Below are 12,555 nucleotides of genomic sequence, written 5' to 3'. Positions count from 1 at the left end.
TTCGTCGTCGTCGGGGGGAGCCGGGTCAGGGGGCCGGGACGATGACGTCGCGGACGATGCGGTCGAGGTCGGCGTCGGCCTCGAGGAACTGGCGCAGGGTCGTGCGGGTGGCGCCGAACGCGTCGAACTCGGCCGGCGTCATCCCGTCGGCAGCGTAGGCCCGCACGAAGTCGGGGATCGAGAGCAGCGTGGCGAGGACGTCGGCGTCGACCGGCAGGTCCAGGCGCGGCTGCGGGTCGTGACCGCTGGCCTCGAACTTCTCCTGCCAGGAGAACGGGGGTGACAGGACGATGTCGCCGCCCACGAGCTCGGTCCACTGGAGGCTGTTGCGGTACGCGGCGGCGAGCAGCCGGGCCCGCAGGCCGCGCTCGCCGAAGATCCGGTAGGCCTCCTTGAACGCCGCGACGCCACCCCACTCGAGGTGGTCGGCGTCGACGTCGAGGCCGTCGCGCTCGACGACGACCTTGAGCCAGTCGTCGAGCCGCCCGACCATGATCGTCACGACCGGGCCCATCGTCGCGGTGTCCAGTCCTTCGGCGTCGCGCCGGGCGAGGCCGCGCTCGATGGCCTCACCGGCGGCGACGGCCTGCGGCACGGTGAACGAGACCGTGACGTTGATGCTCACCCCGCGGTAGGTGGCCTCCTCGATGGCCTCGATGCCGACCTCGGTGGCCGGGATCTTGACGATGACGTTCGGGGCCAGCGAGGCGAAGTACTCGGCCTGGGCGGCGAGGGCCGCGGCGTCGCGGTGCAGGCGCGGGTCGGTCTGCATCGACAGGCGCCCGTTGCGGCCCCGGTGGGCCTCGAAGGTGGGCTCGAGGAGCTTGGCGGCCTCGACCGACACCTCCTCCACGACCTGCCAGCCGATCTCGGACTCGGTGGCCGTCGGGTGCTCGGCGGCGATCTCGGCGATCCGGGCCTGCCAGCGCGGCAGGTCGGAGCGGATCGCGGCGAGCGCGATGACCGGGTTGCAGGTGGCTCCCACGGCGCCCCAGCCGATGGCGGTCGTCAGCTCGCTCAGCGTCGAGCTGTCGTTCCACAGGGCGGTCGGCGTCGTCTCGGTCATGGTGCGAAGCGGCGAGGTGGTCACGGGGTCCTCCGGGGAGCTCGGCGCCGTCGCCCCGACAGGTCGGCGCAGCGCTCGGCGATCATGATGCAATGTTAGAACATTAACACCATAGCCCGAGAGAGACGGTCCTGGGAAGGTCCCGGGGTCAGTGCTCGTGGACGGTGACGTCGAAGGCGTACTGATCGAACCGGTAGCAGTGGTCGCCGTACTCCACGGCCGACCCGTCGGCGGCGTACGCGCGCCGCGTCATCGTCAGGAGCGGGTCGCCGTTGCCCAGCCCGAGGAGGCGGCGCTCGCGGCTGACCGGCCGGCGGGCCCCGATCGTCTGGTGGGCGATGACCGGGCGCACGCCGCGCGCGCGAAGGATGCCGTAGAGGCTGCCGTCGTGGAGGTCGGCGGCGGTGATGTCGGAGAACTGCGGCGGCAGCCAGTTGTGCATGAGGGCCGTGGGGGTGTCGCCCACCGACCGGAGCCGCTCGACGTGGACGAGCGGGGTGTCGGGGGTCAGGCCCAGGGCCTCGGCCGCGGTGGCGTCGACGACGCCCTGCTCGAAGGACAGCACCTCGGTGGTCGGCTTCTGGCCCTTGCGGACCATGTCGTCGTAGAGGCTGGTCAGCTCGTCACGGCGGTGGATGACCTGGCTCGCGACCGTGGTGCCGACCCCCCGGCGGCGCACGAGGAGGCCTCGGGCCACGAGCTCGGCGATGGCGCGGCGCACGGTGGGGCGTGACAGGTCGAGGCGCTCGGCGATGGCGAGCTCGTTCTCGAACGGGTCGCCCGGTCCGAGCGTGCCGTTCTCGATGGCAGCGGTCAGCTGCTCGGCCAGCTGGTGGTAGAGCGGGACGGGGCTGCCACGGTCGATGACGACGGGGATCTGGAGCACAAAGGGCAGTGTATGTCAGTGCGGGGCTGACATCAGGAGGATCAAATGTTCTAACAAATGTTGACACGCGCGGCGATGATGGGAGAGGCTTGGTGGCACCACCCCGGTGCACCCGCCCACGACCCGAAGGAGCCGACGTGCCGCTGACGCGTTCGTTCGACGTCCTGGCGATCGGTCGGGTCGGGGTCGACCTCTACCCGATGCAGACCGGCCTGGCCCTCGAGGACGTCGAGACCTTCGGCAAGTTCCTCGGCGGCAGCGCCGGCAACGTCGCCGTGGCGGCCGCCCGCCTGGGCCACACCTCCGCCCTCGTCAGCCGCACCGGCAACGACCCCTTCGGCCGGTTCGTCACCCGCACCCTCGCCGAGCTCGGCGTCGACCCCGTCTACGTCACCACCGACCCGTCGCTGCCGACGCCGGTCACCTTCTGCGAGATCTTCCCGCCCGACCACTTCCCGCTGTACTTCTACCGCTACCCCCAGGCCCCCGACCTGCGGGTCAGCCCGGAGGAGGTCCCGCCGGTGGCGGTGCAGCGCAGCCGCCTGTTCTGGGCCACCCTCACGGGCCTGTCGGCCGAGCCGAGCCGCACGGCCCACGCCACCGCCTGGGAGATCCGCGGCCGCGCCGAGCACACCGTCATCGACCTCGACTACCGCCCGATGTTCTGGCGGGCCGAGGAGGAGGCCGGCCGCGCCGCCGCCGAGGCCCTCGCCGCGAGCACCGTGGCCATCGGCAACCTCGAGGAGTGCCGCGTCGCCGTGGGCACCGACGACCCCGCGTCGGCCGCCGCCGCCCTGCTCGACCGCGGGGTGGAGATCGCCATCGTCAAGCAGGGCCCCAAGGGCGTGCTCGCCGTGACCGCCTCCGGCGACCGGGTGGAGGTGCCGCCGGTCCCCGTTGAGGTCGCCAACGGCCTCGGCGCCGGCGACGCGTTCGGTGGCGCCGTCTGCCACGGTCTGCTGTCCGGCTGGGACCTCGAGCGCACCGTCCGCTTCGCCAATGCCGCCGGCGCCATCGTCGCCTCGCGCCTCGAGTGCTCCACGGCCATGCCGACCGAGGACGAGGTCCTCGACCTCCTCGCCGGGCGGGCCGTGTCGTGAGCGGCGTCGACACCACCAGCACCACCGCGCTGCGGATCGCCGACCCCGGCGCCGTCGCCCGCGCCTGGGCCGACCGGAGGCCCCGCGGCACCCTCGCCCCCGACGGCCGCCTCCTCCTCGTCGCCGCCGACCACCCGGCCCGCGGCGCGCTCGCCGTGCGCGACGACCCCCGCGCGATGGCGTCGCGCACCGACCTCGTCCGCCGGCTCGCGACGGCGCTCGAGCGCCCCGGCGTCGACGGCGTCCTCGGCACCGCCGACGTCCTCGAGGACCTCCTCCTCCTGGGCCTGCTCGACGACAAGGTCGTCATCGGCTCGATGAACCGCGGCGGCCTGCAGGGCGCGACCTTCGAGCTCGACGACCGCTTCACCGGCTACGACGCCGACACCCTCGCCGCCCACGGCCTCGACGGCGGCAAGATGCTCACCCGCATCTGCCTCGACGACGCCGGCACCGCCGCCACCCTCGAGGCCAGCGGCGCGGCCGTCACGGCCCTGGCGCGGCGCGGCCTCCTCGCCATGGTCGAGCCGTTCGTCACCGTGCGGCAGGGCCCGCAGCGGGTGTCCAACCTGCTCGACCCCGACTCGGTCATCTCCTCGATCCACATCGCGGCGGGGCTCGGCGCCACGAGCGCCCACACCTGGCTCAAGCTCCCCGTCGTCGAGGAGATGGACCGCGTCCTCGACGCCACCACCCTCCCGTGCCTCCTCCTCGGCGGCGACCCCACCGGTGACCCGGCCGACACCTACGCCGAGTGGGGCCGAGCCCTGCGCTGCCCGTCGGCCGCCGGCCTCGTCGTGGGCCGCGCCCTGCTCTACCCGCCCGACGGCGACGTCGCCTCGGCCGTCGACACCGCCGCCGACCTCGTGCACGGAGCGGGCCGATGAGCCTGGGACGCGACAACGCCCGCTGGTGCCACCCCGACGGCACCCGGGCCGACGGCCCCTGGGACTGCGTCGTCGACGGCTCGCTCGAGGGCTGGGTCCACACCGGCCTGCGCACCGCCACCCTCGAGCCGGACGCCTCGGTCGAGCTCGACCTCACCGGCGTCGAGGCCGTCGTCGTGCCGCTGTCCGGTGGTGGCGTGCGCGTCGTCGTCGACGGTGGCGAGCCGCTGGCGCTCGCCGGCCGCGCGCACGTCTTCGCCGGACCGACCGACGTCGCCTACGTTCCGCCGGGCGCCACCCTCCGGCTCGAGGGTGCGGGTGAGGGAGAGGTGCGGGTCGCCGTCTGCCTCGCCACCGTCCCCGACGGCGCCGCGCCCCCAGCCGTCCCGCACCGACTGCCCGCCGCCGACGTCCCGGTCGAGCTGCGCGGCGCCGGCATCGCCTCCCGCCAGGTCCGCAACTTCGGCGTCCCGGGCGTGCTCGACGCCGCCCGCGTCATCGCCTGCGAGGTCGTCACGCCTGCCGGCAACTGGAGCTCCTGGCCGCCCCACAAGCACGACGAGGACCGGCCCGGCACGGAGTCCGAGCTCGAGGAGATCTACTTCTTCGAGACCCGCTCCACCGACGCCCGCGGCACCGACCCGGTCGGCTACCAACGCGTCTACGGCACCGACGGCCGCCCGATCGACGTCCTCGCCGAGGTCCGCACCGGCGACGTCGTCCTCGTCCCCCACGGCTGGCACGGGCCCGCGGTCGCCGCCCCGGACGCCGACCTGTACTACCTCAACGTCATGGCCGGCCCCGGCGCCGAGCGGGCCTGGCTGATCTGCGACGACCCCGCCCACGCGTGGGTGCGCGACACCTGGCCGGACCAGCCCACCGACCCGCGCCTCACCATCCCCACCGCCGACCCCGCCTGACCCGCGGACCCCAAGGAGCAGCCCCACCATGCGCATCGGACTCGCCGGCACCGGCCGGATCGGCGCCTTCCACGCCCGCACCCTCGCGGCGCTCGACGGCGTCGACGACCTCGTCCTCGCCGACCTCGACGCCGGGGTCGCCCAGCGGGTCGCCGACGAGGTCGGCGTCTCCGCCGCCCCCACCATCGAGGCCCTGCTCGACGGCGGGCTCGACGCCTTCGTCATCACCGCCGGGACGGCGGCCCACGCCGACCTCATCGAGGCCGCGGTGTCCCGCGACATCCCGACGTTCTGCGAGAAGCCGGTCGCCCTCGACCTCGAGCGGACCATCGCCCTCGCCGAGCTCGAGGCGCGCAGCCAGGTACCGGTCCACATCGGCTTCCAGCGCCGCTTCGACCGCGGCTACACGCGGGTTCGCGACGCGGTCGCCGACGGCGAGATCGGCTTCGTCCACACCGTGCGCGCGGCGACGATGGACCAGGCGCCCCCGCACGCCGCGTACCTCCCCACCTCCGGTGGCCTGTTCCGCGACTGCAGCGTCCACGACTTCGACATCATCCGGTTCGTCACCGGCCGCGAGGTGCGCCGCGTCTTCGCCGTCGGGGCCAACAAGGGCGACCCGTTCTTCACCGAGGCCGGGGACGTCGACACCGCCGCGGCGACCCTCGTCCTCGACGACGACACCCTCGTCTCGGTCACGGCCACCCGCTACAACGGTGCCGGCCACGACGTCCGGATGGAGGTGCACGGTTCGGCGGGGACGCTCGGCGTCGGGCACGACGCCAGCCTGGCCGTCACCAGCGCCGAGGAGGGCGTCACCTGGCCGACCGGGCCGCGGCACTGGTCGTTCATGGAGCGGTTCCTCCCGGCCTACGTCGCCGAGCTCACCGCCTTCGTCGACGTCGCCCGCGGCACCACCCCGAGCCCGTGCACCGTCGCCGACGCCCTGCAGGCCTTCCGCACCGCCGAGGCCTGCGCCCGCTCGATGGCGAGCGGGGCCCCGGTCGACCTCGCCGACATCCCCACCGCCTCCGCCGACCTTCGGGTTCAGTAGCCCGTTCGCCTGTCAACGCCTGAGGTCGGAACCCTCCGATCGACTGGCACACTGAATCCACCACTTCGCACGACAAGGACCGATAGCCGTGAGCACGACCCCGACCCGCATCACCCACCTCATCGACGGCGCACCGTGGGACGGCACCGCCGACCGCACCAGCCCCGTGTTCAACCCCGCCACCGGTGAGCAGACCGGTGTCCTCGACCTCGCCTCGGCGCAGCTCGTCGGCGAGGTCGTCGGGAAGGCGAAGCAGGCCTGGGTGGAGGAGTGGGGCAACGTCTCGCTCACCAAGCGCACCCAGGTCCTGTTCAAGTTCCGCGAGCTGCTCAACGAGCGCAAGGAGGAGATCGGCGCGCTCATCACCGCCGAGCACGGCAAGGTCCTCTCCGACGCCATCGGCGAGGTGACCCGCGGCCTCGAGGTCGCCGAGTTCGCCTGCGGCATCCCGCACCTGATGAAGGGCGGCTTCACCGAGAACGCCTCGACCAAGGTCGACGTCTACTCGATCCGCCAGAGCCTGGGCGTCGTCGCCGTCATCAGCCCGTTCAACTTCCCGGCCATGGTGCCGCTGTGGTTCGTGCCGGTGGCCATCGCCTGCGGCAACGCGGTCGTCATCAAGCCGTCCGAGAAGGACCCGTCGGCCGTCAACGCCGTCGCCGCGCTGTGGAAGGAGGCCGGCCTGCCCGACGGCGTGCTGTCCGTCGTCCACGGCGACAAGGAGGCCGTCGACGCGCTCCTCACCCACCCCGACGTCAAGGCCGTGTCCTTCGTCGGTTCCACCCCGATCGCCAAGTACGTCTACGAGACCGGCACCGCGCACGGCAAGCGCGTGCAGGCCCTCGGCGGGGCGAAGAACCACATGCTCGTCCTGCCCGACGCCGACCTCGACCTCGCCGCCGACGCCGCCGTCAACGCCGGCTTCGGTTCGGCCGGTGAGCGCTGCATGGCCATCTCGGCCCTGCTCGCCGTCGACACCATCGCCGACGACCTCGTGGCCAAGATCCAGGACCGGGTCGGCAAGCTCGTCACCGGCGACGGCACCCGCGGCTGCGACATGGGGCCCCTCGTCACCGCCGCGCACCGCGACAAGGTCACCTCGTACCTCGACGCCGGTACCGAGGCGGGCGCCACGCTCGTCATCGACGGCCGCGAGGGCGATGTCGATGCCGACGGCGAGGGCTACTTCCTCAAGCCCACCCTGTTCGACAACGTCACCCCCGAGATGTCGGTCTACACCGACGAGATCTTCGGCCCGGTGCTCTCCGTCGTGCGGGTGAAGACCTACGACGAGGGCCTGAAGCTCATCAACGACAACCCCTACGGCAACGGCACCGCGATCTTCACCAACGACGGTGGGGCGGCCCGCCGCTTCCAGAACGAGGTGGAGGTCGGGATGGTCGGCATCAACGTGCCGATCCCGGTCCCGATGGCGTACTACTCCTTCGGCGGCTGGAAGAACTCGCTCTTCGGCGACACCCACGCCCACGGCATGGAGGGCGTGCACTTCTTCACCCGCGGCAAGGTCGTCACCTCGCGCTGGCTCGACCCCAGCCACGGAGGCATCGAGCTCGGGTTCCCGCAGAACGCCTGAGCCGCACCACGATCCGGAGAGGATCCCGATGATGACGCCTGCCCGCGGCGCGTGCGGCCCCTTCACCCTCGCGGTGTGCGCCGAGATGGTCTTCCGTGACCTCCCGGTGGCGGAACGGATCCGTCGCCTCACCGCGCTCGACGTGCAGGTGGAGATCTGGGACTGGACCAAGCACGACGTCGACGAGCTCGTCGCGCTGCGCGACGAGGGCGCCGTCTTCTCGTCGATGACGGGGTACGTGCGCGGTGGGCTCGTGGAGCCGGAGGCCGTGGCCGAGCTGCTCGCCACGGCCGAGGAGTCGGTCGCGGTGGCGGCCCGGCTCGGCATCCCGCGGCTGAACCTCCACGGCACGGGCCTCGACGGGGACGGCCTGCCGGTCGTCCCCGTCGAGACCGTGACGCCGGCGATGTGGGACGCGGCGAGGGCCACGCTCGCGCGGGTGGCCGCGCTGGGGGAGGCGCACGGGGTGGTGTTCGTGCTGGAGAACCTCAACCTCGAGGTCGACCACCCGGGCGTCCCCTTCGCGTCGGCGGCCGACTGCCTCGCCCTCGTCTCGGCGGTCGACAGCCCGCACCTGCGCCTGATGCTCGACCTCTACCACGCGCAGATCGGCGAGGGGAACCTCGTCGAGCTGTGCCGGCGGGCGCTGCCGTGGATCGGCGAGATCCAGGTCGCCGACGTCCCGGGGCGGCGCGAGCCGGGCACCGGCGAGATCGCCTACCCCTTCGTCGCGCGGGCGCTGGCCGAGATGGGGTACACCGGCACCATCGGGCTGGAGGCGTTCGCCAGCCGCGACCCCACGGAGGCGGTCGGGGCGTTCCGCGCCGCCTTCACCGTGGCCTGAGCGGGGTCCCGCCGCGTCGGCGGGGCGCACCGGAACCCCCTGCTCAGGGGGCTGCCGGTGTTACATGGAGGGATGACGGATCACGTGGCCCGCGCCAGTGTCGACGTCGCCGCCCAGCCCCAGGTCGTCTGGGACGCGCTGACCGACCCCGACCAGATCGCGCGGTGGATGATGGGCTCGAGGGTCACGACCGACTGGGCGGTGGGCAGCCCCATCACCTGGCAGGGAGAGATGGACGGCAAGGCCTATCAGGACAAGGGCGAGGTGCTCGCCGTCGACGAGCCCACCCGGCTGTCGATGACGCACTACAGCCCGCTCATGGGCGAGGCCGACGAGCCGGAGAACTACCACACGCTCACCTACGAGCTCGAGCCCTCCGGCGAGGGGACGACCGTGTCGCTGAGCCAGGACGGCAACGACTCCGCCGAGCAGGCCGAGCAGTTCGGCACGAACTGGCAGGCGATGCTCGACTCCCTCAAGTCCACGGTCGAGCAGGGCTGACGGCGCCGCCATGACGCCTCCCGCGCCCGACGGCGTGACCTTCGAGACGACCCTGCTCGCCAGCGGCAACAACACCGGCATCCCGGTGCCCGAGCAGGTCATCGAGGAGCTCGGTGCGGGGAAGCGGCCGTCGGTGCACGTCGTCGTCAACGGCTACGCGTACCGCAGCACGGTCGCCGTGATGGGCGGGCAGCACCTCATCGGGGTCAGTGCGGCGATCCGTGCCGAGACGGGGCTGGCGGGTGGCGACCCGATCACCGTCACCCTGACCGTGGCGGACACGCCGCGCGAGGTGGACGTGCCCGAGGACTTCGCGACCGCGATGGCCGCGAGCACCGCTGCCCGACCGTTCTTCGACGGCCTGTCCAACAGCCTGCAGCGCTACCACGTCGACTCCGTCACCTCGGCGAAGGCGCCGGAGACCCGGCAGCGACGCATCGAGAAGGCGGTCGCCCTCTTCGAGGCGGGCCGGCAGCGCTGACCGCGCTGCGTCCTCAGGCCTCCCGGCCGGACGCCTGGAGGCGGAGGCCGGCGAGGAGCAGGTCGAGCCCGGCGCGGAACTGGTCGGCGTCGTCGTGGACGGCGAACTCGTCGACGATGTGGTGCAGGAACGGGTACTGCTCGGGGTCGAGGGCCTGCCACTGGGCGACGGCCGCCGCCTGGTACTCCTCGCGCGCGACCTCGCCGGACAGCACGGCGGCCGGCGGCTCCTGCCCCCTGTCGGCGGCGATCCCGACGACGAACCCGACGACCGCCGACGCGGCGTGGAAGCACTGGCGCGGGGTGAGCCCCAGGCGGAGCACCTGCTGCCCGAGCTTCTCGTAGAGGAGCAGGGCGTTGGGCTGCACGCCCGTGTCGCGCATGACGTAGGCGCCCAGCCACGGCCGCTCGACGATCGCGTCGAACAGGGTGACCGCGATGGTGCGGACGTCGTCGAGCGGGTCGCCGGACCCCACGCCCTCGACGGCGGTGAGGACGTCGTGCATGACGTGGTCGGCGGCCCGGTCGAGCAGCTCGTCCTTGCTCGAGACGTACCAGTAGATGCTGCCGACCCCTCCGCCGAGGCGGGCGGCGAGGGCCCGGAAGGTCAGCGCCGGCTCACCCGAGGCGTCGAGGAGGGCGACGGCCTCGGAGAGCACCGACTCCAGCGAGTGCGACGCGCGGCGGCGCCCGCGCGGCTCGCGGACCTCGCGCGGTCGGCGCTGTGGGCGCTCGCGCGCCGGTCGCGGCTCGCGGGCTCGCTCCTTCGGCATGGGCCCATCCCACCACACGTCGGGGCGGCGGACTTGCGTCGTATCGAACATGGTTCTATCGTACCGAACAACGTTCGAGTACCGAACAGTGTTCGATCCTGAGGAGGGACCATGACCACGACGAGCCTCGCCGCTCCGCCCCGCCACTACCCGACGCTGCGTGCCGCCTGGATCCCCCTCGCGGCCCTCTGCCTCGCCTTCTTCGTCGAGATGGTGGACAACACCCTCCTGACCATCGCGCTGCCGACCATCGGCCGCGACCTCGGCAGCGGCACGACCGCGCTGCAGTGGGTCACCGGCGCGTACTCCCTGACCTTCGGGGGGCTCCTGCTCACGGCCGGGTCGATGGCCGACCGGCTCGGGCGCCGCCGGGTGCTGCTCGTCGGCCTCGCGGTGTTCGGCGTCGTCAGCCTGGCCGTCGCCGCCGTGACGACGACCGGCGAGCTCGTCGGGCTGCGGGCCGCCCTCGGCATCGCGGCCGCGGCGATGGCGCCCATCACCAACTCGCTGGTCTTCCGGCTCTTCGAGGAGCAGGCCCTGCGGATGCGGGCGATGACGGTGATGATCGTCGTCGGCATGTCCGGGTTCGTCCTCGGCCCACTGCTCGGTGGCACGGCCCTGGCCCACGTCCGGTGGGAGTGGCTGCTCCTCGTCAACGCCCCGATCGCGCTCGTCGCCTGGGTCGGGGTCCGCCTCGGGGTCCCGGCCGACCGCCCCGAGGACCTCACCCGGGACACCCTCGACCTCCCGGGTGCCGCCCTGAGCATCGCCGCGATCGGCCTCGGCTGCTACGCCCTGACCAGTGGGGTCGAGCACGGCTGGCTGTCGTGGGTCACGGTGGCCTCGGCCCTCGGGGCGGTGGCCGCACTCGGCGCGTTCGTCCGGCACGAGCGGACGACCACCTCGCCGATGCTCGAAATGCGCCTGTTCTCGCAGGGCACCGTCCGCGGCGCGACGATCGCCCAGGTCGGCACCTCCATCGCGATGGCGGGGGTGATGTTCGGCCTGATCCTGCACTTCCAGTACGCCTACGGCTGGAGCCCGGTCCGGGCCGGGCTGGCCAACCTGCCGCTCATCGTGACGATGGTCCTCGCGACGCCGGTGTCCGAGTGGCTGGCGCGGCGCTACGGCCACCGGATCGCGTGCCTCGTCGGTGCCGCCCTGCTCGCCGGGTCGCTGGCGGGGCTGGCGTGGGGGGTCGAGCACGGCTACCCGGCGATCGCCGCCTGCCTGGTCGTGATGACGCTCGGCCTGCGCACGGTCATGACGATCTGCGCCGTCGCCCTCGTCGAGGCGATGCCCGAGAACCGCACGTCGATCGGTACCGCGCTCAACGACACCGCGCAGGAGGTCGGCACCAGCGTGGGCACCGCGGTCGTCGGCACGCTCGTGGCCGTCCTCGTGACGACGACCCTGCCGGCCGGCACGTGGAGCCCGGCGCTCGTGGCGTCGTTCTTCCACGGGGAGCGCATCACCTACCTCGCGCTCGCGGTGGTCGTCGGCGTCGTCGCCGCGTGGGGTGCCCTCACCCTCACCGACTCCCGCGCCGTCGACGAGCACCCGACCGACTGACCGTCCGATGGCCTACGTTCGAGGGCCGGAGGGCATCATCGTGTCCCTCGCCCTGCGCCTCGCCTGAGCAAGGAGGACCCCGTTCCGTGATCGAGCTCCTGAACCGCACCGAGCTGGCCCGAGCCAGGGAGACCGGCGCGCTCGTCGCCGACATCCTCCAGGCGCTCAGGGCCCGCAGCACGGTGGGGACCAACCTGCTCGACATCGACCGGTGGGCGCAGTCGATGATCGTCGAGGCGGGCGCGACGTCCTGCTACGTCGACTACGAGCCGTCCTTCGGTCGCGGTCCCTTCGGCCACTACGTCTGCACCTCGGTCAACGACGCCGTGCTCCACGGCCTGCCCCACGACCGCCGCCTCGCCGACGGAGACCTGCTCTCCCTCGACCTCGCGGTCTCCCTGCGTGGTGTGGTCGCCGACTCGGCGATCAGCTTCGTCGTGGGCGACTCGGCGCAGCCCGAGAGCCTGGCGCTGATCGACGCCACCGAGCGGGCGCTGGCGGCCGGCATCGCCGCCGCCGGACCGGACGCGCGCATCGGCGACCTGTCGCACGCCATCGGGACCGTCCTCGGTGACGCCGGGTACACGGTGAACACCGAGTTCGGCGGGCACGGGGTCGGGTCGACGATGCACCAGGACCCGCACATCTCGAACACCGGCCGGCCCGGCCGCGGTTACCGCCTGCGCCCGGGGCTGCTGCTCGCCCTCGAGCCCTGGGTGATGGCCGACACCGCCGACCTCGTCACCGACCCCGACGGCTGGACCCTGCGCAGTGCCACCGGCTGCCGCACCGCCCACAGCGAGCACACGATCGCCGTCACCGACGACGGCGTCGAGATCCTCACCCTCCCGACCCCCTGACCGGACTCGCCGCGCTCC

General features: G+C 72.9%; 13 protein-coding genes. 10 read left to right on the top strand and 3 right to left on the bottom strand.

Annotated features, from left to right (window positions below):
• Positions 1–25: 25 nt before the first annotated feature.
• Both ACFLFB_RS00135 and ACFLFB_RS00130 read right to left on the bottom strand, forming a co-directional pair.
• On the bottom strand, positions 26–1,066 hold the full coding sequence (locus ACFLFB_RS00135) for a transaldolase family protein (RefSeq protein WP_392543682.1): 1,041 nt from the start codon (positions 1,064–1,066) through the stop codon (positions 26–28).
• Positions 1,067–1,214: 148 nt separating this feature from the next.
• Positions 1,215–1,952 carry a GntR family transcriptional regulator gene (locus tag ACFLFB_RS00130; RefSeq protein WP_392543681.1) on the bottom strand — a complete coding sequence of 246 codons (738 nt, stop codon included), beginning with the start codon at positions 1,950–1,952 and terminating at the stop codon, positions 1,215–1,217.
• 200 nt (positions 1,953–2,152) lie between these two features.
• Between ACFLFB_RS00130 and iolC the strand changes: the two genes are divergently transcribed.
• The 8 genes from iolC (at position 2,153) to ACFLFB_RS00090 (ending at position 9,333) form a co-directional block, all read left to right on the top strand.
• Positions 2,153–3,052 (top strand): 5-dehydro-2-deoxygluconokinase, encoded by a 900-nt coding sequence (gene iolC, locus ACFLFB_RS00125; RefSeq protein WP_392545447.1) that lies wholly within the window; start codon positions 2,153–2,155, stop codon positions 3,050–3,052.
• Positions 3,049–3,939 (top strand): deoxyribose-phosphate aldolase, encoded by an 891-nt coding sequence (locus ACFLFB_RS00120; protein WP_392543680.1) that lies wholly within the window; start codon positions 3,049–3,051, stop codon positions 3,937–3,939. The genes iolC and ACFLFB_RS00120 overlap by 4 nt, the downstream gene beginning before the upstream one ends.
• Positions 3,936–4,859, top strand: coding sequence for a 5-deoxy-glucuronate isomerase (iolB, locus tag ACFLFB_RS00115; protein WP_392543679.1), 924 nt, complete (start codon positions 3,936–3,938; stop codon positions 4,857–4,859). Before ACFLFB_RS00120 ends, iolB begins: the two co-directional genes overlap by 4 nt.
• 28 nt (positions 4,860–4,887) lie before the next feature.
• The gene (locus ACFLFB_RS00110; protein ID WP_392543678.1) at positions 4,888–5,913 is read left to right on the top strand and encodes a Gfo/Idh/MocA family oxidoreductase; all 1,026 of its coding nucleotides are present in this window, start codon (positions 4,888–4,890) and stop codon (positions 5,911–5,913) included.
• 88 nt (positions 5,914–6,001) lie between these two features.
• The gene (locus ACFLFB_RS00105) at positions 6,002–7,507 is read left to right on the top strand and encodes a CoA-acylating methylmalonate-semialdehyde dehydrogenase (RefSeq protein WP_392543677.1); all 1,506 of its coding nucleotides are present in this window, start codon (positions 6,002–6,004) and stop codon (positions 7,505–7,507) included.
• Positions 7,508–7,538: 31 nt separating this feature from the next.
• Positions 7,539–8,351: a TIM barrel protein gene (locus tag ACFLFB_RS00100; protein ID WP_392543676.1), complete on the top strand. Its 813-nt coding sequence runs from the start codon at positions 7,539–7,541 to the stop codon at positions 8,349–8,351.
• Positions 8,352–8,423: 72 nt separating this feature from the next.
• Entirely contained in the window at positions 8,424–8,852 is a 429-nt protein-coding gene (locus ACFLFB_RS00095; RefSeq protein ID WP_392543675.1) for an SRPBCC domain-containing protein, read from the top strand.
• 10 nt (positions 8,853–8,862) lie between these two features.
• Positions 8,863–9,333, top strand: a complete 471-nt coding sequence (locus tag ACFLFB_RS00090) for a YdeI/OmpD-associated family protein (protein WP_392543674.1) — start codon at positions 8,863–8,865, stop codon at positions 9,331–9,333.
• Positions 9,334–9,346: 13 nt separating this feature from the next.
• Here ACFLFB_RS00090 and ACFLFB_RS00085 read toward each other — a convergent pair whose 3' ends face one another.
• Positions 9,347–10,105: a TetR/AcrR family transcriptional regulator gene (locus ACFLFB_RS00085; protein WP_392543673.1), complete on the bottom strand. Its 759-nt coding sequence runs from the start codon at positions 10,103–10,105 to the stop codon at positions 9,347–9,349.
• Between the two features lie 111 nt (positions 10,106–10,216).
• Between ACFLFB_RS00085 and ACFLFB_RS00080 the strand changes: the two genes are divergently transcribed.
• The gene (locus ACFLFB_RS00080; RefSeq protein ID WP_392543672.1) at positions 10,217–11,677 is read left to right on the top strand and encodes an MFS transporter; all 1,461 of its coding nucleotides are present in this window, start codon (positions 10,217–10,219) and stop codon (positions 11,675–11,677) included.
• 86 nt (positions 11,678–11,763) lie between these two features.
• Positions 11,764–12,537: a type I methionyl aminopeptidase gene (gene map / locus ACFLFB_RS00075; protein ID WP_392543671.1), complete on the top strand. Its 774-nt coding sequence runs from the start codon at positions 11,764–11,766 to the stop codon at positions 12,535–12,537.
• Positions 12,538–12,555: the final 18 nt, after the last annotated feature.

The sequence above is a fragment of the Oryzobacter telluris genome (assembly GCF_043099285.1).
Lineage (GTDB): Bacteria > Actinomycetota > Actinomycetes > Actinomycetales > Dermatophilaceae > Oryzobacter > Oryzobacter telluris.
The sequence above is the reverse complement of the archived record's forward strand: the minus strand, read 5'-3'. Positions and strand labels throughout refer to the sequence as shown.